Annotated in this window: 18 protein-coding genes and 1 pseudogene; 7 read left to right on the top strand and 12 right to left on the bottom strand. The window is 43.8% G+C overall.

The features are described from left to right. Nucleotides 1-146: 146 nt before the first annotated feature. From J4N43_RS20140 to J4N43_RS20150, 3 genes are read right to left on the bottom strand one after another with little or no spacing between them, the layout of a single operon-like run. A complete protein-coding gene (locus J4N43_RS20140; protein ID WP_053349132.1) occupies nucleotides 147-3206 on the bottom strand; it encodes an efflux RND transporter permease subunit in 3060 nt (1019 codons plus the stop codon). Continuing rightward, on the bottom strand, nucleotides 3206-4267 hold the full coding sequence (locus tag J4N43_RS20145; RefSeq protein ID WP_062730998.1) for an efflux RND transporter periplasmic adaptor subunit: 1062 nt from the start codon (nucleotides 4265-4267) through the stop codon (nucleotides 3206-3208). The genes J4N43_RS20140 and J4N43_RS20145 overlap by 1 nt, the downstream gene beginning before the upstream one ends. After that, entirely contained in the window at nucleotides 4267-5340 is a 1074-nt protein-coding gene (locus J4N43_RS20150) for an efflux RND transporter periplasmic adaptor subunit (RefSeq protein WP_053349134.1), read from the bottom strand. Before J4N43_RS20150 ends, J4N43_RS20145 begins: the two co-directional genes overlap by 1 nt. A gap of 160 nt (nucleotides 5341-5500) precedes the next feature. Between J4N43_RS20150 and vdeR the strand changes: the two genes are divergently transcribed. Next, nucleotides 5501-6229, top strand: a complete 729-nt coding sequence (gene vdeR, locus J4N43_RS20155) for an efflux transporter transcriptional repressor VdeR (protein WP_005376423.1) — start codon at nucleotides 5501-5503, stop codon at nucleotides 6227-6229. A gap of 70 nt (nucleotides 6230-6299) precedes the next feature. Here the strand turns inward: vdeR and gcvT are convergent, their stop codons facing one another. Both gcvT and J4N43_RS20165 read right to left on the bottom strand, forming a co-directional pair. Continuing rightward, the gene (gcvT, locus tag J4N43_RS20160; RefSeq protein ID WP_053349135.1) at nucleotides 6300-7418 is read right to left on the bottom strand and encodes a glycine cleavage system aminomethyltransferase GcvT; all 1119 of its coding nucleotides are present in this window, start codon (nucleotides 7416-7418) and stop codon (nucleotides 6300-6302) included. Nucleotides 7419-7678: 260 nt separating this feature from the next. Then, entirely contained in the window at nucleotides 7679-8302 is a 624-nt protein-coding gene (locus tag J4N43_RS20165; protein ID WP_005376429.1) for a helix-turn-helix domain-containing protein, read from the bottom strand. A gap of 379 nt (nucleotides 8303-8681) precedes the next feature. Between J4N43_RS20165 and J4N43_RS20170 the strand changes: the two genes are divergently transcribed. From J4N43_RS20170 to gcvP, 3 genes are all read left to right on the top strand, one after another. Continuing rightward, on the top strand, nucleotides 8682-9977 hold the full coding sequence (locus J4N43_RS20170; RefSeq protein ID WP_158173486.1) for a serine hydroxymethyltransferase: 1296 nt from the start codon (nucleotides 8682-8684) through the stop codon (nucleotides 9975-9977). Between the two features lie 53 nt (nucleotides 9978-10030). After that, a complete protein-coding gene (gene gcvH, locus J4N43_RS20175; protein ID WP_005376432.1) occupies nucleotides 10031-10411 on the top strand; it encodes a glycine cleavage system protein GcvH in 381 nt (126 codons plus the stop codon). Nucleotides 10412-10537: 126 nt separating this feature from the next. Then, complete coding sequence (gene gcvP, locus J4N43_RS20180; protein ID WP_017820968.1) at nucleotides 10538-13402, top strand: aminomethyl-transferring glycine dehydrogenase; 2865 nt, start codon at nucleotides 10538-10540, stop codon at nucleotides 13400-13402. Between the two features lie 239 nt (nucleotides 13403-13641). Here gcvP and J4N43_RS20185 read toward each other — a convergent pair whose 3' ends face one another. From J4N43_RS20185 to J4N43_RS20195, 3 genes are all read right to left on the bottom strand, one after another. Continuing rightward, on the bottom strand, nucleotides 13642-14043 hold the full coding sequence (locus J4N43_RS20185; protein WP_005388788.1) for a VOC family protein: 402 nt from the start codon (nucleotides 14041-14043) through the stop codon (nucleotides 13642-13644). 250 nt (nucleotides 14044-14293) lie between these two features. After that, nucleotides 14294-15121: an MBL fold metallo-hydrolase gene (locus J4N43_RS20190; protein WP_171053570.1), complete on the bottom strand. Its 828-nt coding sequence runs from the start codon at nucleotides 15119-15121 to the stop codon at nucleotides 14294-14296. Nucleotides 15122-15387: 266 nt separating this feature from the next. Further along, a complete protein-coding gene (locus J4N43_RS20195; protein WP_033906526.1) occupies nucleotides 15388-16293 on the bottom strand; it encodes a LysR family transcriptional regulator in 906 nt (301 codons plus the stop codon). Nucleotides 16294-16386: 93 nt separating this feature from the next. Between J4N43_RS20195 and J4N43_RS20200 the strand changes: the two genes are divergently transcribed. The 3 genes from J4N43_RS20200 to J4N43_RS20210 all read left to right on the top strand — a co-directional run bounded on the left by J4N43_RS20200 (nucleotide 16387) and on the right by J4N43_RS20210 (nucleotide 18801). Next, on the top strand, nucleotides 16387-17298 hold the full coding sequence (locus J4N43_RS20200) for a DMT family transporter (RefSeq protein WP_047104114.1): 912 nt from the start codon (nucleotides 16387-16389) through the stop codon (nucleotides 17296-17298). Nucleotides 17299-17494: 196 nt separating this feature from the next. Then, complete coding sequence (locus J4N43_RS20205; protein WP_047104117.1) at nucleotides 17495-17956, top strand: carboxymuconolactone decarboxylase family protein; 462 nt, start codon at nucleotides 17495-17497, stop codon at nucleotides 17954-17956. A gap of 104 nt (nucleotides 17957-18060) precedes the next feature. Further along, nucleotides 18061-18801, top strand: coding sequence for a helix-turn-helix domain-containing protein (locus tag J4N43_RS20210; RefSeq protein WP_196363361.1), 741 nt, complete (start codon nucleotides 18061-18063; stop codon nucleotides 18799-18801). A gap of 119 nt (nucleotides 18802-18920) precedes the next feature. On the opposite strand, the gene J4N43_RS20215 is transcribed toward J4N43_RS20210, so the two are convergent. From J4N43_RS20215 to J4N43_RS20230, 4 genes and pseudogenes are all read right to left on the bottom strand, one after another. Beyond that, entirely contained in the window at nucleotides 18921-19415 is a 495-nt protein-coding gene (locus J4N43_RS20215) for a YcxB family protein (RefSeq protein ID WP_005388773.1), read from the bottom strand. Between the two features lie 223 nt (nucleotides 19416-19638). Further along, nucleotides 19639-19899, bottom strand: a complete 261-nt coding sequence (locus J4N43_RS20220; protein ID WP_005376453.1) for a DUF5062 family protein — start codon at nucleotides 19897-19899, stop codon at nucleotides 19639-19641. A gap of 82 nt (nucleotides 19900-19981) precedes the next feature. Continuing rightward, a pseudogene (locus J4N43_RS20225) lies at nucleotides 19982-20206 on the bottom strand (Low-specificity L-threonine aldolase); the annotation flags it as partial. Nucleotides 20207-20258: 52 nt separating this feature from the next. Beyond that, on the bottom strand, nucleotides 20259-21119 hold the full coding sequence (locus J4N43_RS20230) for an immunity 49 family protein (RefSeq protein WP_252094173.1): 861 nt from the start codon (nucleotides 21117-21119) through the stop codon (nucleotides 20259-20261). Between the last annotated feature and the right edge of the window lie 41 nt (nucleotides 21120-21160).

Consider the following 21160-nt stretch of genomic DNA (forward strand, 5'->3'; position numbering starts at 1 on the left):
TCAGTATACGCATGATTTGCATTGTAATCGTAAGAAAATCATTAAAATCAAGCAAATGAATGGTTTGGTATATATTAGTAAGATCAAAAAAGCCCCGAAGAAAACCTTCAGGGCTAGGCAGGAAGCTGGCAAATAGCCAGGAGTCCCTATGCAGTGGTCGGTTTTACCCTAAACAGAATTGCAAACATCACTGGCACCACTATCAGTGTCAGTACAGTAGCAAAACCAAGACCTGCCATAATCGTTATTGCCATCGAGCCAAAGAAGGCGTCGAAGACCAGTGGAATCATCCCCAAGATAGTTGTTAGCGCAGCCATACTTACCGGACGAACGCGGCTTATCGCACTATCGACAATCGCGAGGTAAGGATCTTTACCTGACTCCAACTCAAGGTTAATTTGGTCAAGCAACACAATACCGTTTTTCAAAATCATGCCACTTAGGCTTAACAAACCAAGGAATGCTGTAAAACTGAACGGCATGTTCGTGGTAAGCAAACCAAAAGCAACGCCAATGATCGCTAACGGAACGGTGAACCAAATGACCAACGGCTTTTTGATTGAGTTAAACAGTAAAATAGTAATGATGAACATCAACAAGTAACCCATCGGCAATGAACCGAATAGGCCTTCTTGTGCATCTTTGGATGATTCGTACTCACCACCCCATGTGATTTCGTACCCTTCTGGAACATGCAATGCCATCACTTTAGGCTGTACACGAGCAAATAAGCTTGCTGCCGTGTCGTCACTCAACACATCATGGTCCGCGAGAACGGTTAACGTACGCTTACGGTCACGACGCTGAATTAGCGGCTCACTCCAATCCAGTTGAACGCCATCAATCACTTGATCAACCGGAATATAAGTTTGCAACGAAGGACTCCAAATGGTCACGTTTTGTAGTGATTCAAAATCTACGCGTTCTTCTTCAGGAAGGCGTGTCATAATTGGCAACGTATGTGTACCATCACGCAAGTAACCTAAGGTGCTACCACCAAACGCCATTTGCAGTGTGCTTGAAAGATCTTCTTTCGAAATACCTAAGCGACGAGCTTTAGACTCATTGAAAACGGGTACAAGTTCCTTGGTGCGCTCTCGCCAATCGTGACGAATGTTTCGGGCACCAGGATCGGTATGAAGGATGTCTTCAACTTGCACCGCCAAGTCACGTAAAACTTGTGGATCAGGGCCAGTAATACGCGCTTCGATCTTAGACGCTGGTGATGGACCAAATTCCATCAATTTAAACTGGAACGTAGGCGCATCAAATGTTTTCGCCAGATTCTCATCTAACTTATGCAGTAAACCAAACATTTTCTCACGATCAGTCGCGCGAACTTGGAACTGCGCGTACGCTTCGTAACTTTTTTCTGGTTGATAGGTTAAAGCAAAACGCTGTAGGCCCTGCCCAATCGAAGCAGAAACAAAGTCAATATCATCTTGCTGACGAATGTAGCTTTCGACCTCTTCAGCTTTTTTAATCGTTTCACGGATGTCAGTACCCTCTGGCATCCACATATCCACGTAGAACATCGGCGTATTCGATGGTGGGAAGAACTGCTGTTTTACATTACCAAATGCCACGACAGCACCCACTAATAGCGCCACCATGCCAGCAACGGTAAGCCAGCGGAATCGCAATGCAAATTTCAGTGATGCCCCAAATACGACAAACAACCAGCCTTTATAAGGATCATCTTCGCTAGTACCCTGCTCTTTGTTTTCCTCTTTCAACAAAAGATCGGCAAGGAAAGGCGTCAGTGTAATAGCGGTAATCCAGCTTAAAAATAGTGAGAAACACAGCACCCAGAATAGAGAGCCCATGAACTCACCTGTCGCATCTTGCGACAAACCGATAGGTGCAAAAGCCGTAATTGCAATAACAGTTGCGCCCAGCAAAGGCCATTGTGTTTGCTTTACAATATCGACAGCCGCTTGAACTTTGGTACGCCCTTTCTTTAGGCCAACCAATATGCCTTCCACGACAACAATCGCGTTATCAACCAGCATACCTAAGGCAATAATTAACGCGCCAAGAGAAATACGATGCAGTTCGATGTTGTTGTAATTCATCAAAATGAAGGTACCAAATACCGTCAATAACAACACAACTCCAATGATGACACCACTGCGTAAACCCATAGTAAACAGCAACACAATGATTACGATCGCCACTGCCTCCGCTAGACTAATTACAAACGCTTTAACAGATTCATCCACCTCATTGGCTTGGTTGTAAAAGTAGTTCATATCGATGCCAGCAGGCTTGATAGACTCAAGGCTCGCGAGCTCCGCATCCAAACGTTCACCAACCTCAACCACGTTCACACCCGATGCAAACGAGATACCGATATTAATCGCTTTTTGACCGTTAAAGAGTACGACGTTGCTTGGCTTCTCTTGAATACCGCGAGAAATCGTTGCTACGTCTTTTAGACGAATTAGATTTCCTGTGTCACGGCCATGAATGATCAGATTTTCTAGTGCTTCTACAGTGTTTAAGGTGCCGCTTGGGCGAATAACAAGGCTTTCGCCATTGACCATCACTTCACCTGCTGAAACCACATTGTTTTGCTGGTTCAACAAGCTCGAAACCACATTCATGTCTAAGTTCAGTGCAGCAAGGCGATCAAGTGAGATCTCAACGAATAGCATTTCTTGCTGATCGCCCGTGATGTCTACCTTACCAACACCATCAACAAGCTCGATTTCACGGGTCAGGTAATCCGCATAACGTTTCAGCTCTACATAGTCGTAATCGTCACCAGTGAGCATTAACATCACGCCATAAACGTCACCGAAATCATCAATGATCTGTAAAGACTGAACACCTTGAGGCAATGATGGTCGTAAATCATTAATTTTACGGCGCATTTCATCCCAAATTTGCGGCAGTTCATCAGGACCATAGTCCATTTCCATGCTCACCGTTATTTGAGACATACCATTAGAAGACGTAGAGGTAATTTTGTCGATATAAGGGAGTTTTCGAATCTCTTTTTCTAGAGGATACGTCAGCTCTTCTTCAACTTCTTTTGACGTCGCGCCAGGGTATGTTGAGATGATCATGGCATCTTTGATCGTAAATGCCGGGTCTTCTAATCGTCCAAGCTCCAAAAATGACGTTAAACCACCAACAGCAAGGATAATAATGAACAACCAGCTGATGACTTTGTTTTTTATTGAATACTCAGCAATGTTCATTATTGGTTATTCTCCACAACATCCACATGTTTACCTTCGCGTAATTTACGCAGATTTGAATTAATCAGAATATCGCCCTGGCTAACACCTGACGACACAATGGCTCCATTGCCATTCACTTGAGAAATCATGACAGGCACTCGTGTGACAATGTCACCTTCTTTTTTCCACACAAAGAACTCATTCCCTTCACTGCCTGCTTGAAGCGCCGTGACAGGAACACTGTAACCATCAATAGAGGTAATGCCCGCCTTCACCATATCGACCAAAACGCTTACGCTGGTTCCCGGCAATATCTCTGTTTTTGGCTGTGGCATCGTCAAGTACATTTCGTAGGTTTGAGTTTCAGCGTTGGGTTCACTTGTGTGCTCTAAATAGTCCAAAGCAAATCTGCCATCGATGCCGGAGAAGGTTGCTCTAGGCTTGTAGCTCATGCTGTCTGAGTTTGGGTCTACCATCGCTAAAACATTGTCGGAAAGCTCAATACGCACGTAAACCAAATCGTTTTGGTATAGATTTAACACGGGTTCACCAATTGCCACACGCTCAAAACGTTCTTTGAAAACATCAGATACTTTACCGGCGAACGGGGCGAATAAACGGGTGTAATTCAATTGATTGGTCGCGTTATAGAAAGTAGCCTCAGCTAGCTCTTTATTGGCGGTTAGCTCATCAAGTTCCGCTTTTGAAATCATTTGACGTGCATGCAAGTCTTCACCGCGTTTAAGCTGACGAATTGCAAGTGTGTATTGTGCTTCTGCGTCATTCACGGCTTGCTTCTCTTTGCTATCATCTAGCTTTGCGATCATTTGCCCCTGCTTCACAACGTCACCCGCTTTAACCAATACGTGCTGAACTTCCCCAGCGCGGCGAAATGCCATTGGCGTTTGCTCTGCAGGCACTACTATGCCTTTGAACGCGCGATGTTGACTTTGTACTGGTGCATCCACCGAGATAGTCGACACAAAAAGTGACTGCTCGACGATAGCTTGGTTTTCATTTTTGCACCCTGTTAAAACTGCAAGTGCAATCGCAGAGATCGTAAGTAGAGAACGTTTCATTAAATGCCTCCCTCACGAACCCAAGCTTTCACCACTTGTCCTTCAACCAGTCTCTCAACACCAGCAATAACAACGTAATCATTGTTATCAAGCCCGGCTTTCACACCACCTGCTGCGTCAAGTGACACAGTGACTTTATTGACCTGCTGCGTGCTTCTGTCCATTACCCAAACTTCACCTTGCGTCCCATTTTTGTTGACCCAAGCAGACTGAGGTAACGTCATCGCGTCCGATACATGTTGTTTAGCAATGTGTACCTGCCCTGTCATACCTGTCAGCAAATTGCGATCTTCTGGTCGAGTGATGGTCACGATCGCCTCATAACTATTGGTATCGATGTTTGGCTGCGTCGAAATTTCTTTAAATTGCCCAGGAATACGTTTTCTTGGCTCGCTATCCATCGTCACCCACATATCGGAGTTTTGCAGTGACTCAAGTGATACAGATTCCGCATAACTTACTGGCAAGGTGAACGACACATCCAACGTCGTGTTATCAATGAGATTCAAGATCTCCTGCTTCTCTGCTACTACCTGAAACGGGTTGACATAGGTATATGACACAATGCCATCAAACGGTGCATGAATTTTGGTATAGCTCAAATCGGTTTTAGCTTGTTCGTAGTTCGCCAATGCCGCTTTATATTGAGTTTCTTTCTGATCGTACTCATCAGTACTAATGAGTTTTTTTCCGTAAAGGTTTTTCGCGCGGTCCCATTGTGTTTTCGCTAACGCGTACTGCGCTTGAGCGGCATCTAACGCAAGCTGAAGATCTTTAGGGTCTAACGTTGCGAGCACTTCACCTTTTTGGACCTTTTGACCCATGCGTACACGTAATTCATCTACCTCTCCACCAACCTGAAAAGAAAGCTGCGCGCGATGTGTTGCATCAATACGCGCTAAAAAGGCGTGCGAGTCTTCAAGTTCTAGGTCTTTCACCGCCAGTAATTTTACAGGTTTGATTAAAGGTTCAGACGGCTCAGAAATGGCTTTATTACACCCAGTTAGCATCCCAGAAAGACTTAATGTCACCACTGCGCCAACTAAAGTGCGCCTTAAATATTGTTTTCGCACCCGCTTTCTCCGTAGGTTTTATATATTACACAGCCGTGCAGTATAAGCACAATTTGAAATTGATCAACATATTTTCCAGGTGGATAGCAAATTAATTAGTCAAAGCGTTCGGTTTCTGGTAAAAGTAAGCGCGTGATTAATATTCGGGAAAATTCGAACTATGAATGAAAGAAAGCAGGGGCGTAGAAGTGCTGAAGCAGCAGAACAAACTAAGTGTCTGATCCTTAAAGTGGCAGCAGATATGTTTTGTGAACTTGGTTACGAGCGTGTCTCGCTGCGCAATATCAGTGAAAAGGCTGGTGTTTCACATAGTTTGATCCGTCACCACTTCGGCAGCAAAGAGAAAATCTGGCAAGCGGTTAGCGATGCAATGGACGAGTTCATGCAGTGCTATATGGCTGAACTCATCAATGAAATGCCGGAGAACACACCTTCGAATAGAAAAATTTATCTGTTTATGGTTCGCATGCTAGCATTTGCTCTCGTCAATCCTCATCCAGTACAGATGATCGCCGATGCCATTCGACAAGGCGATGACGGTGCTCTACTGCAGTATTTCTTAAAGTCAAAAGATGAGTTCGCTGCAATATTTACCGGAATTTTCGAGCAGTACAACAGCGAAAACCCTAATGCACAATTTGATCAGTGGGAATCAAAGTGGCAAATGTTGATCTTCGCACATGGTGCTGTCAGTCTCGCGCCAATGATGCAAGAAACATGGCCGGATATTGCAGATAATCGCGAAAAACTGCTGATCAAGCATTGGGAATTGTTTAATACCATTATGGCCTCTCAATTTGGGATCCCAAAAGAAGAGATGATTCATCCGGAAAAGCTTGAAGATATCGTTATTGATATGTGCTGTACTATTGATGAAGCAGTAAACTAAAAGCAAACAAGCGAAAAGAAGACATAAAAATGCCGAGCTACAAAGCTCGGCATTTTTGTTTCAATTCGTTTTAACCACGGTAGTAGCGTTGTGGTACGAACGGCATTTTTTCAACTGTCATTGGTAGCATTTTGCCACGCACTTCAGCGAACACTTCAGTACCAATCGCCGCCAAATCCGCACGAACATACCCCATTGAGACTGGCTTACCTGCATTCGGGCCCGCCGTACCACTGGTTACAACGCCAATTTTAACGCCGTCAGCATCAAACAGTTCAACACCTTCACGCACTGGCGCTTTGGTTTGACCTACTAGACCCACACGCTTACGCGCCACATCTTTAGTCTCAATCTGCTTAAGAATAATGTCTGCGCCAGGGAAACCACCTTCACGTTCGCCACCAATACGACGAACTTTTTGGATACCCCATAGCAAGCTCGCTTCAACAGGTGTTGTTGTTGTGTCTAGGTCATGACCGTATAGACAAAGGCCACACTCAAGACGAAGCGAATCACGAGCACCAAGGCCAATCCATTCAACTTCATCTTCCGCAGTCAGTTTCCGTGCTAGCTCTTCCGCTTTGTCAGCAGGAACCGAAATTTCGTAACCGTCTTCGCCTGTATAACCACTACGAGAAACAATGCACTCGGCGCCTAAAATATCGACTTTACGAATATCCATGAACAGCATTTCAGAAACTTCTGGTTCAAAACGCGCCAATACAGCCGCCGCTTTAGGGCCTTGGATTGCAAGTAGAGCTCGGTCTTCGATAGTTTCTAGCTCAACACCAGATGGTAAATGCGCTTGTAGGTGTGCGATATCTTGCACTTTACATGCTGCGTTCACAACCACAAACAGATGATCACCTAGGTTAGCCACCATCAAGTCGTCCATGATGCCGCCCTCTTCATTAGTGAAAAAAGCGTAACGCTGTTTACCAGACTCAAGATCCACAATATCCACTGGGACTAATGTTTCTAGGAACGCAGCTGCACCGTCACCAATTAGGCGAAGCTGTCCCATGTGAGAAACATCAAACAGACCTGCCGCATCACGAGTATGTAAGTGTTCCTTCTTTACGCCTAGAGGATACTGAACAGGCATATCGTAACCCGCGAACGGGACCATTTTGGCACCAACTTCAACGTGAAGTGCGTGTAGTGGTGTTTTCAGTAGTTCTTGAGTCATTTTCGTCTCCATTTAGATAGACCCGAGAATGCTGTCGGCATTCGATGTGTTTCCAATAATAAACATGGCTCATTCTATTTTGCACGAACAAGACGTAGATCGACTTGCAAAAGTGTGACTCTTAACATTTTAATCACAACAAATCGTACAAAAAAAGCGCTTTAATGAGCAAGTTCTCATCAAAAAAGCGCCTTTTCATCATAACGACCACCAACAGCAATCGTTTGCTTTCACTATAGGAAATTTACAAGTATTTATCACTATTTGGCTGTCACCCACAAAATGAGCGCATCTTCCTCGCTAACACTGGTCAACATATGTCCCATATTTGCATCGTAATAAACGCTGTCTCCCTCGCTTAAAACAACAGGTTCGTAAAACTCAGAATAGAACATGACCTCACCAGATAAGATAAGCAGAAATTCTTCGCCATCATGACGAACCCAGTCTTTATATTCATCAAAACTACGAGCTCGAATTTGGCTCTTAAACGGCATCATTTTCTTATTGGAAAGTTGTGTCGCGAGCAGTTCATGTTCATAAGTTTGTGTTGGGTGTGGTTTACCTTCATTCTTCTTGGTAACATCCCTACGCCCTGTCGCTACCTTTTTTCTAGGTGGCTCAAAGAGTTGTGGCATGTCAATTTGTAAGCCAAGTGCCAATTTTTGCATCGCTTGAAACGTCGGGGAGATCTGCTCATTTTCTATTTTGCTCAGTGTAGATCGAGCAAGCCCGGTTCGCTGACTGGCCTCTTCTAATGTGATACCGAGTTTCGAGCGGATATCCTTAATACGCTGGCCCAGTTTTAACGGCTCGATATTTTGGTCATGTTGCTCTTTTGCCAACGTCATCGATGGGTATTCATCGTAAATACTTTCTGCCATAAATCCCTCTATAGATATCCATATTTTTTGTCTTACTCGCATTGTGCATGAAGCACATAGTGGATAGAAGTCCACCAAGTGAATTAAAGCGTGCTCTTGTTAACAAATTTTGAAATCTTGTTTCCTATAGGAAATTTTTGGTTGATTGTTCCCGTCACAGGCGCTATGTTACCAACTTGTTAGATGTAGAGATGCATATTTCCGTAAGAGATTGGTAAAGGAAACACGCAATCCAACGGAGTTTTTGCCCAAATTTAGGGCCGGATGTTCACTCTGTTCTGCTACGCAGTTCAGCTGTTTTTGAGGACAAATGAACCACAACCGCAAATCATAACTCATCTATTGCGGGTTCATTTTCAGATTTGGAAGGTCAACTACCATGAATAAGAGTTACCCTAACCACAGCTTGGAAAACTTTTTCTCTACCAACCTCTCTGCGACAGATGATGCTGTCTTTGCTGGAATTCAAGCGGAATCCGCTCGCCAAAACGAACAAATCGAACTTATCGCTTCTGAGAACATTGTTTCTAAAGCGGTAATGCAAGCTCAAGGCACATGCCTAACAAACAAATACGCTGAAGGTTACCCAGGTCGCCGTTACTATGGTGGTTGTGAGCACGTAGATACAGTGGAAGCCATTGCTATCGAACGCGCAAAAAAACTTTTTAATTGTGAATACGCAAACGTTCAACCACACTCAGGCGCGCAAGCAAACGGCGCAGTAAAACTGGCACTGCTTCAACCTGGTGACACCATTCTTGGTATGTCTTTAGACGCAGGTGGTCACCTGACGCACGGCGCACGCCCTGCACTTTCTGGTAAATGGTTTAATGCAGTTCAATACGGTGTTGATCGCGAAACACTAGAAATTAACTACGAAGATGTTCGTGAGCTTGCACTTGAGCACCAACCTAAAATGATCATCGCAGGTGGTAGCGCTATTCCACGTACTATCGACTTTGCAAAATTCCGTGAAATCGCAGACGAAGTAAATGCAATTCTTATGGTCGACATGGCGCACATCGCTGGTCTTATCGCAACAGGCGCACACCCTAGCCCACTGCCACACGCACACGTTGTTACGACTACAACACACAAAACATTGCGTGGCCCTCGCGGCGGTATGATTCTTACTAACCACGAAGACATCATTAAGAAAATCAACTCAGCCGTATTCCCTGGCCTACAAGGTGGCCCACTGATGCACGTTATCGCAGCCAAAGCGGTCGCATTTGGTGAAGCGCTTGGCCCTGAATTTAAAACTTATATTGATTCGGTGATCAATAACGCAAAAGTCCTAGCGGAAGTATTGCAAACTCGCGGTTGCGACATCGTAACTGGTGGCACAGACACGCACCTAATGCTGGTTGACCTTCGTCCGAAAGGGTTGAAAGGCAATAAAGCAGAAGAAGCTCTAGAGCGTGCTCGGATCACATGTAACAAAAATGGCATCCCATTCGATACAGAGAAGCCTATGATTACATCGGGCATCCGTTTAGGAACGCCTGCGGGTACAAGCCGCGGCTTTGGCGCTGAAGAATTCAAACTCATCGGTAATTGGATTGGTGACGTACTGGACGGTTTAGTGAACAACCCTGAAGGTGACGCAGAAGTTGAAAAACGCGTTCGCAAAGAAGTAAAAGAACTTTGCAGTCGCTTTCCTCTATACCAGTAAACGATTTTTTTGAAATCATAATAATTCCTGACAAGTTATTCGGAGATTAAGCAATGGACAAAACACTGAAGTTTGCAGATAGCCACGAGTGGGTACGTGACAACGGTGACGGCACAGTAACAATTGGTATTTCTGAGCATGCACAAGAAATGCTAGGTGACGTGGTATTCGTTGACCTACCAGACGTAGAAGACGAAGTTGAAGCAGGTGAAAGCTTCTCTCTCGTTGAATCTGTAAAAGCAGCGTCAGACATCTACGCACCAATCACTGGTGAAATCGTAGAAATCAATGAAGAACTAGAAGACAGCCCAGAGCTAATTAACGAAGAGCCGTACGAAGGTGGCTGGATCGTAAAAGTGAAGATGTCTGATGTATCTGAACTAGATAACCTGAAAGACGCAGACGAATACCTAAACTCTATCGAAGAAGAGTAATTAGGATGTGACGAAAGCTGTTCCCTAGCCTGTTTAGAGAACAGCTTTTTTTCTAGGTTCGGACGTATAATTTAATTTATCAGTAACGCAAATCCGTTACCCGAACCAAGGAGTAGGTAAAGGACAATGACTGAATTACTTCAAAGCCTCAGCACACAAAACGAGTTCGTTGCTCGCCACAATGGACCAAACAAATCTGACCAACAGAAAATGTTGGAAGCGATCAACGCAGTTAGCCTAGATTCGCTTATCGACGAAACCGTACCAGCACAAATTCGCCTAGAGCAACCAATGAGCTTGGCTGAAGCGAAAAGCGAAGCAGACATGCTGGCAGCCATGCGTAAGTTCGCCGATCAGAACCAAGTTAAACGTACATTCATTGGTCAGGGTTACTACAACACCTTCACGCCGAACGTGATTCTACGCAACGTGATGGAAAACCCGGGCTGGTACACTGCTTACACCCCTTACCAACCAGAGATCTCACAAGGTCGTTTAGAAGCACTTCTAAACTACCAACAAATGGTGATGGATCTTACTGGTATGGAAATCGCGAACGCGTCATTGCTTGATGAAGCAACGGCAGCAGCAGAAGCGATGACACTTTGTAAGCGTGCGGGTAAAAGCAAGAGCAACGTATTCTTCGTTGCTGACGACGTTCACCCACAAACCATCGAAGTGGTAAAAACTCGTGCGAAATTCATCGGCTTTGAAGTCTTGGTTGGTTCTTTAGAATCACTACCAGAGCAAGACGTGTTCGGCGCACTAGTTCAATACCCAAGTACAACAGGTGAAGTTCGTGACCTAACGGACATCATCGCTAAAGCGCAAGCAAACAAAACACTAGTGACTGTAGCAACGGACCTTCTTGCTTCTACCCTGCTTAAACCTGCAGGTGAAATGGGCGCAGACGTAGCAATCGGTTCAGCACAACGTTTTGGCGTGCCGATGGGTTACGGCGGTCCACACGCTGCTTTCATGGCAACTCGTGATAAGCACAAGCGTACAATGCCTGGGCGTGTTATCGGTGTTTCTATCGATACCAACGGTAACCAAGCACTGCGTATGGCAATGCAAACGCGTGAACAGCACATCCGTCGTGAAAAAGCGACTTCAAACATCTGTACTGCTCAAGCACTGCTAGCGAACATGGCGTCTTTCTACGCGGTTTACCACGGCGCAGAAGGTCTACGCACGATTGCTCGTCGTACGCACCACATGACAGCCATCCTAGCCGCTGGCCTAACTAAAGGCGGCTTCGAGCTTGCTCACAACAGCTTCTTCGACACCATCACTATCAACACAGGTGCACAAACTGAAGACCTATACGCGAAAGCACTAGCCGCAGACATCAACCTACGTAAGTTGGGTACTCAGCTAGGTGTGAGCTTCGACGAAACCACAACCGTGGCAGATGTAGAAGCCCTATTCGCAGTATTCGGTGTGAAAGAAGAAGTCGCAGCACTATCAACTGAAATCGCAGGCAACGAGTTTGCAGCCATTCCAGAAGCATTGCGCCGCACAACAGAATATCTAACACACCCTGTGTTTAACACGCACCACAGCGAAACACAGATGATGCGTTACCTAAAACAGCTAGAGAACAAAGACTTCTCACTCACGCACGGCATGATCCCACTGGGCAGCTGTACGATGAAGCTGAACGCAGCAGCAGAGATGATTCCAGTAACTTGGCCTGAGTTTGGTTCGATCCACCCGTTCGCACCAGCAGAACAAGCAGCTGGTTACGCAGCACTCGCAAAAGATCTTAAAGAAAAGCTATGTGAAATCACTGGCTATGACGCATTCTCACTACAACCAAACTCTGGTGCATCGGGTGAGTACGCTGGTCTTATCGCGATTCAACGCTACCACGAAAGCCGTGGCGAAGGTCACCGCAACGTATGTTTGATCCCAAGCTCTGCGCACGGTACTAACCCTGCGACAGCATCTATGGTGTCAATGAAAGTGGTTGTGGTTAAGTGTGATGAAGAAGGCAACATCGACATCGACGACCTAGCAGCGAAAATCGAGAAACACAAAGACAACCTATCAAGCATTATGATCACTTACCCTTCTACGCACGGCGTTTACGAAGAGAAAGTGAAAGAAGTGTGTGAAATGGTTCATGCCGCTGGTGGTCAGGTTTACCTAGACGGCGCTAACATGAACGCGCAGGTTGGTCTAACATCACCAGGCTTCATCGGTTCAGACGTTTCTCACCTAAACCTACACAAAACCTTCTGCATCCCGCACGGTGGTGGCGGTCCGGGTATGGGTCCTATCGGTGTGAAATCTCACCTAGCTCCTTTCCTACCAGGGCATATTGAAGACGGTGTAGAAGGCGCAGATTTCGCAGTATCAGCAGCAGATATGGGTAGCGCTTCTATCCTACCTATCTCTTGGGCTTACATCGCAATGATGGGCGAAGCTGGCCTAACAGATGCTACAAAAGTAGCTATTCTGAACGCAAACTACGTGATGGAAACACTTCGCCAACACTACCCTGTTCTTTACCGTGGCAAAAATGGCCGCGTAGCGCACGAATGTATTATCGACATTCGTCCGCTGAAAGAAGAAACAGGTATCAGCGAAGAAGACATCGCGAAGCGTCTAATGGACTACGGTTTCCACGCACCAACTATGTCGTTCCCTGTAGCGGGCACGCTAATGGTTGAGCCAACGGAATCGGAAGATCTAGAAGAGCTGGACCGCTTCTGTGATGCGATGATCGCTATCCGCGAAGAAATGGAGAAAGTGAAAAACGGTGAATGGCCACTGGATAACAACCCACTTGTTAACGCGCCACACACTCAAGTTGATCTTTCAGCTGAAGATTGGGACCGCCCTTACTCTCGCGAGATTGGCTGCTTCCCGTCTAAAGCGACCAAATCTTGGAAGTACTGGCCAACGGTAAACCGCGTAGATAACGTATACGGCGACCGTAACCTAATCTGTTCATGCCCAAGCATCGATAACTACGAAGATTAATTTTTGTAGAATCTAAATAAACAAAGGCGAACCGATTGGTTCGCCTTTGTTTTTGGTGTGCCGCCCTAACACTTGTTGATACATCGAGAAGGAATGATGGCTAGTTATTGTTTGCACAAAAGTGATTTAGAAATACAGTAACTTCTGAGAACCTTTGAATTAGCACTAATATCTCAGAGCCTTAAAGGCTTGTTGGAAACTCCTCATGAACACTATGCTATGCAGGTGCTATGTAGTTTCTAGTTCAGTTGCAGTAAGTCCCATTTATTACCATAGAGATCTTGGAACACCACCACTGTCCCGTATTCTTCTACACGAGGCTCTTCATTAAATACAACACCATTTTTCTTCATCAACTCGTAGTCACGCCAAAAATCATTAGTTTGCAGAAACAGGAAAACACGACCACCTGTTTGATTTCCTACTGCATGCGTTTGCTCCGGTGTACTCGCTTGAGCTAAAAGTAGGTTTGTACCATTGGAGTTTGGAGGAGAAACTTGAACCCAGCGTTTACCACCACCTAGGTTGGTATCTTCAACCAGAGTGAATTGAAGTTTTTGAGTATAGAATTCGATAGCATCGTCGTAATTTTCAACGACTAGAGCAATGTTTCCGATTTGCTGCTGAACAGTTTTGGCCATGATGATTTCCGCTGTGTCAAAACGCTAATTGTACGCTATTTTGAGACTTTTCTAGAAAGCACGTAACGCCTTGCAAAGGTTTAAGGCACACAATACGAATGTTTACGCACAGCGCCTTTGCCACTAGAACCTACAAACAATATAGCTACCACAAGTGTCGAATCTTGATTGAGCAACTCATCAAAGCCTTAGCTATAACTCAAGAGCAAATCTCTAACCTAATAACGAAGGCTGCTCGTATACCACGGTATTATAGTTCTTCTAGTTTTCCCTTAGCTAAATCTTCTTGTTGCTTAAGGAACATGAAGAAGTTTGCCTCACTGATAAACGGGTTACCGCTTGTACCGAGCTTCTTCCTATTTTCAAAAAGGAAATTTTTATGTGGATGGTTCGAAAGGTTAACGTTCACAATAGGTGCCTGTAGTGAAATTTTTCTAATTTTCTCCATGCTAGTCAGGAACTGGCCAATAACTTCTGGATCATTGCTACTTACGCTATGCCCACCAACGATAAAAGCACGATATTGTTCGCCATTATCTTCAACAGTGAAGTCTAAGGAATAATCACCTTCCGTGTGGCCAGGTGTGAGATAGAACTTAAACTCATGTCCACCAATAGCCATAGAGCTATCGCTTTTTATCTCTATGTCTAAATTTGGAGGAAGGAACTTGTTCTCACCTTCGCTTTTGTTTGATTGCTGTATAGATAGTTCATGAGCGCTTTTGGTCATCACGACTTTGGAACCATACTTCTCTTGAAGTAACTGGGCGCCCCCAACGTGGTCAGAATGCCCATGAGTTACCAATATGTGCGTTATTGGCTTATCTTTTAGCCCTAGCTTCTCTAGGTTGATAGGTATCCACTTAGAGTAAGGGAAGTCAAGCGTATCAATGATAACAAGTCCGTCGTCTGTAGCAATGGCATATGATGAGACCCACTTGTCTCCTACATAATAGACATTATCAAACATCTGAAATGGTTCTACATAACCGTTCTTATCATTCATTGCTGGAACATATTGACTTAAGGAAGCAAAAGACGAAGCACTGAAAAGTAAACCTACAATAATTTTTTTCACGAAATCACACACAAATATATCCTTAATAATTTCTTATAGAACCTCGCGGATGAGAAAGCTCTAAACGATTTTCAGAGGCAAATACAACTGCAAATACTTTCTACTTAGCTTGAGTTTTAGCTGACCGAATCACTTGTAAACTCGAATCCCATTAACTGCCTATGTATTCATGATTCTTTTAGAGGTTAAATAAATGAACTCAATTGAAGCAGAGTCATGAAGCTTCACTTGAGGTTACCGGCACAGCACAATGTGATAAACCTCTTTCAAGCAAACATTTGAATGCGATTTTTCCAATTTAAGACATGTTCAATAAATGCATCAACTCTTGCAGGCCTTTTATCGCGGTCTCGATACATAATGAATACTTCTTTACCCGAGCATTGCCATTCTGGCAACAAAGGCAGCAGGTTATGTTGATCATGATTTAGCTCATGAAAGTAATAGGTTGGAATCCACGCAATTCCTAAACCATGGATGACGGCGTCTCTAACTAGCAGTACATCATTTGAAGTGAATTGAAACTTTAGCGGATGATCAAATGTTTCATTGGTGATTTGATTAACTAATTTCCATTGGCTGTCGTTGTTTACCGTAATTAGGCGATGATGAACAAGTTGTTCTGGATGGGTAATCGGTTGGTGTTGTTCTAAATAGCTTCGTGATGCACAAAGCGCAAATGGAATCGACCATAATTTCTGAGCAATCCAGTCTTGTTCAATAAGATCACCAAGACGAAAACTAACATCGACACGGTTAGATACAAGATTGATTTTTTCATTCTGTACATCTAAATCGATACATATCTTCGGATGTTGCTCTGCAAATTCATAAACGCACCGCTTTAACCACATCTGTGTCATGTTAATTGGCGCTGATATTTTGATCGTTCCGCTTAAAGACTGACGCTCAGTCGCAATTCTCGATGTCACATTATTTAAGCTAAGAAGTAACGGCTCACAGAGTTGATAATATTTTTCGCCATCAGTTGTTAACGCAAAGTGGTGTGCACTGCGATTAAATAGTCTGCAATTTAAGTTTATTTCCAGCCTTTTTAACTTCCGGCTTAGCGTGGCTAACGGGACATTAAGACGCTCAGATGCTTGTGTTAGGCTTTGATAGCGAGCAACAGAAACGAATAACAAAAGGTCATCCAAAGAGTGACGTTCCATATTTGGGATTAACCCTCTTAAATTTGGCTATTAAAAATCAAATATGAAATATATAGCATTATCGCGTCAAGTTAATTTTTATCAGGAAGATCTATGTCTAAGCATTTATCAATTTGGTGCGGTGTTGTTGTCGCTATCTTTTTTTGGTCTAGTAACTTTAACGTAATAAAGGCTATTAATAGCGATGTCTCTCCTTTGGATTCAGCGACGTTACGATTTTCCGTTGCAGCTTTAATACTCTTACTGATAAGAGGAACTAAACGCTCTCCATATGGAGCCAAACTCACACGAAAAAGTATGTTGTCGTTGTTTGTTATAGCAACCGTGGGTGTAACTATCCAAAACTTCTCTATTTTCTCTGCAATGAGCTTTACTACCCCAGTTAACGCAGCGGTTGTTCAGGCAAATCTACCACTTGTCACTATCTTGTTGTCGGGCTTTATTCTCAAAACTTCCATTTCGGTTAAAACTATTTTAGGTGCACTAATCAGTTTTTGTGGAGTGGTAATCGTCATTACAGGGGGAAATATTCATTCTATTAGCAGCAATAGTAATATTGGTGATCTATACATGTTATTTGCTTTAATTAGTGGGTGTTTATACACAATTCTAGCGAAGCGTTTAACATCTCATATCCCAGTAACTCAGCAGTTACGTTGGGTGTTAAGTATTGGTGCCATTCAAATGGTCGCTATAGCGATGTACCACGGCGACTTTAGCCGTAGCTTAAATGCCATAACATTTAAAGACCTATCACTAATAGCGTACATGAGCCTGTTTGGCACTTTGATCGCTTATTACTTTTGGATGAAAGGTGCTATCGTTCTTGGTCCAGATAAAATGTCTCCATTATTTAATATTATGCCGGTATTCACTCTACTGATTTCGTTCATTTCTGGTGAGCAGGCTCAATGGGAAAATGTTTTAGGCGTCTTTATCGTTGCGGCTGGCGTGTATATAGGTAACTCAGCACCTTTTGCTCGTTTACGGAAGGTGGTGGAGTAAAAATAGACGCCAACCTTAAGTCGCATTATTTAGAGCAATACTTTGTTAATTGGCATAAGTTTTCTTGGTTTCCAATAGGTACACTTTTCGCTTTCGTCGTTCACTCTTTTATCTAACTTTATTGAGTGCATGTCGAAAATCTTCAATCTTTTGCTAAGAGCGTTTTTTACTATGTAAAAAACAGAGGAGAATGACCATGAAAAAACGACTCAACTATATTGAAGTAGCGCCAAAAGCAATAGAAATCCTATACGCTCAGGAAGCTTACTTCCATGAACAATTTAGCCAATCAGAAACCATGAACATGATCATATGGGAACTGGTTAAGTTACGCATATCGCAAATCAATCAATGTGCATTTTGTATCGACATGCATAGTAAAGATGCGCTTAAGTTAGGTGAAAAGCCGGAACGCATATGGGGGCTTAGTGCATGGAAAGATATGCCATTCTACAGCGATGCAGAACACGTTGCACTAGGTTGGGCTGAATTACTAACTGCTGGCCTACCAGTAGATGATGATAGCTATCAGCTGACCTTGAATACCTTTGGAGAAGAAGCTATGGTCAACCTAACAATTGCGATCAACGCGATCAATAGTTGGAACCGAATAGTTAAGGCATTTAAGCCAAAGGTTGGAGTCTATAAACCTCGATAATTCTATTTGACGGTTCTTACTTGTAAGCCACTGCTTATACCTCAACTTAATAGGATGAAAAGTACATGTGTATCACTTTCTCATTTAAGTTGAGGTTAAATAGGATGATTCATTTGAACTTAGAATTTGATATTTTAAAACCTCAAAAGGCTTTAGCTGGCTATGTTCAAGCCATTTGGTCAGCATCCGTCAAACCTGATACGACGCAAACCGTACGTAAACAATTACTCAGTGATGCTGGTACAGGTGTGGTATTCATTTTACAGAATGAAGTACAAATAGATGGTGAGTGGCAGACGCCGGGGGTTGTCCTACTGCCTATAAGCATTCTGGCACATCAGGTCTGCCTACCGCCAGGCGCGGTGATGACTGGCGTACGCTTTCATCCTGCTGTTGGTTATCAACTATTTGGTAAACGTCTAGAACAGCTATTGCGGATTCAAGACGACCACCCTTTGGCTTCTTCTGCACTAGCAACATTTGAGTCTCTGCAAACAGCTCGTTCGCCATATGCAAGGATTTCTACGTTATATCGCTGGGTTCAAACACTGATTGAGGAATATGAACCGCAGTATGTCGGCCACATTATTGAACAACCTACAGGGACCATCAGTCAGCGCCAGAGAGAGCGCAATTTTCAGAAATGGTTGGGGATTACTCCTAAACATTACCAACGCATTAAACGAGTGAAGCACACTTTAGAGCAACTCCGAGCGCAACCCGATCTTACTTTATCGGAGTTGGCGCTGGAGCAAGGTTTTTCCGATCAAGCACACATGACTAGAGAGTGTAAGCAGATTGCGCGCATGACACCGAAGCAGTATGTCCGAAAGAGAAACCTCTAAGCCTTATTAGCTTTCTACATCAAACCCAATTGATTCAGAATCGACGATATACTTGCTACAATGTTCGATCATATATCACCTACTTTTTAGAACGCTCATTCCAGCTTGATATGAGCTGGTTAGCTCGCTTTTGATGCCGCGTGCTGCTCTACCATAAACGCGATCACTTCTTCGTTTAAGCAAGATTTGCTGATGTATTGGCGTTGTTTACCAAGGTGAAGGATAAAGCCCAAATCAGTTTGTTCGAGTTGGTCGATTTCATTCCAAGCGAGGCTGCGGTCAACTTTACCGCTTTTGTAGCGCACGCCATCTGCATTCACTTCAAACACCACTTTACTGCCGCGGCTTGAGCTGATGGTTTGACGCCACAGCCACCAAGTTCTTTTGAAGTAAACGCTGCACGCTTCAATCACACTCAATACGATAAAGAACCAACCGACGTAACCGTTAGGTAGCAGTTCAAACTCCAATAAAACCACACCAAAAATTAGAAAGAGGATCCCTTTCAAATACGCTTGCGGGAACTTAACTGGCTGGCTAGTTTGATCATAACACTCAGCAAAAAATGGCTTGTCGAGTGTGTATTCTGTAGTGAATTCGAAATCTTTAGACATGTATGGTTACTTCAAGGCTTCTGTAAATGAGTATTCTTGGTTGCACTCTTGCAACGCGAGCATTGTAGCGCTTCTCTGGCTTTATCTTTAGCCCTTTTGATGCTGTTTTGTAAATCAATGATAACGAAACATTAGAAGACCTCGGTGCACTCGCCAAGATCAAACAAGGCGAACCATTTGGCTCGCCTTGTTAATTAATGACCTATATGACTTATGAGGTTTTCTACTTTAGAGGGTCGTTGTCTGGCAATGCACTGTGTATCCAGACTGCCAGTCGGTGTTTGATGCTTGCGCCGTCTAGCTTGCTTTCCGGTAATGGGGTGATCTGTTTGGCATCAACCAAGAATAGGTAAATCGCTTTTACTCTTAGAGGTTGTGGTGACTGAGGAAGGTCAAAGCCTTGTAGCTTCGCCATCTTCCCACCAATCTCTAGTGCCTTCTTAACCAGTTTGTCTTCATTGTGAAGTTTGGAGCTTTTTGACATTGATAAATCCTCTTCTTCGCTTCAATTAAGAATACATGAAGTGTCGCGTATGGCGTGTTAGTAAGCTCGCATATTGATAAGTTTATGCCTTCTTACCGAGTAACTGATTGAAAAACGACCTTAATTCGTCATCACCAAGATTGAGCAGGTAGTCACCAATATACCATTCAACAATCGATTGATTTGGATGTACCGTGACTTGCGGGTTACCAAACCAAATGCCCTTTTCCGTGGCAAACGTGTGTTGGAGTTCTTTCAACTCTTCGCAGCTAAATGGCAGGATAAGGTGCAACATGTTTGCTCGAGGTGCTGCCGAACGGCATTGCTGCAGACACTACATAAGGTGTTCTATTAATGATTTATTTAGAACAAAGATCCTGTTCACCGTAAACGAGCCATTTCGGCAAATATGCGGTTTCTGGAATTGTCCAGCCATACTTATCGTATGCCAATGCAGCAAGACCAATCAGTTTCAAAGAAACATTCCCTTTTGGCGAATAACGAACATCTTCATTCATGTAGAACTGGTAATGCGCCTCTAACGCATCTCTCAGTGCTTCTTGATAATGCGCCTCATCGCCATCGATAATGGCAACAAACACATTCACAAATGGAATAAACAAAGAATGTACATAGGGCACTCTGGTTGATTCTAAGTATTGCGGGGAGGATTTCTCCATCACAGTTTGCAATAACTCAGGTAACGCTGATGAATTGCTAAATACACCGTTAACGAACTCGACTAGCGCAACATCGAATGGATCTTTTAAACGCACTAACGACTCATCCATGATGGTCATCAGCTCTACGCCGCGCCAATCTCTCGCTGCCATCGCTAAACAGATTTCATCCAACCATGCATCCATTGTTCCTCCTGCAACAGAACGGTTACCCACTTCCGAAAAGTGTCGGTGCCCAACGGAGAATTCAACAACTTGGTCTGAATGATTGGCCAGTAAGTATACGTTATTCAGTAACTCGAGTGCTCTTTTTATATAAGCTGGCGAGGCCTGATGTTGTCCGTATTCTGAAGCAGTGAAGAATGCATCAAGCGAATACCAAGCGTCGCCTTTCATTCTTTTGAGAGGTTGTTGATAAAAGGACTGCTTTTCATCAAGCATTTTTTCCCAAAAGCTGTAGAAACGTTCGTCTTCTTCACGAAAAATACGCAATTTTCTTTCTTCAGGTATCTCTAAATAGTGATTTTTCATTTGTTCCATCGTTCCCTAGCCTCGCATTATAAGTTGTTCTAATTTTTTGC

The organism is Vibrio sp. SCSIO 43009, from assembly GCF_023716525.1.
Classification (GTDB): domain Bacteria; phylum Pseudomonadota; class Gammaproteobacteria; order Enterobacterales; family Vibrionaceae; genus Vibrio; species Vibrio alginolyticus.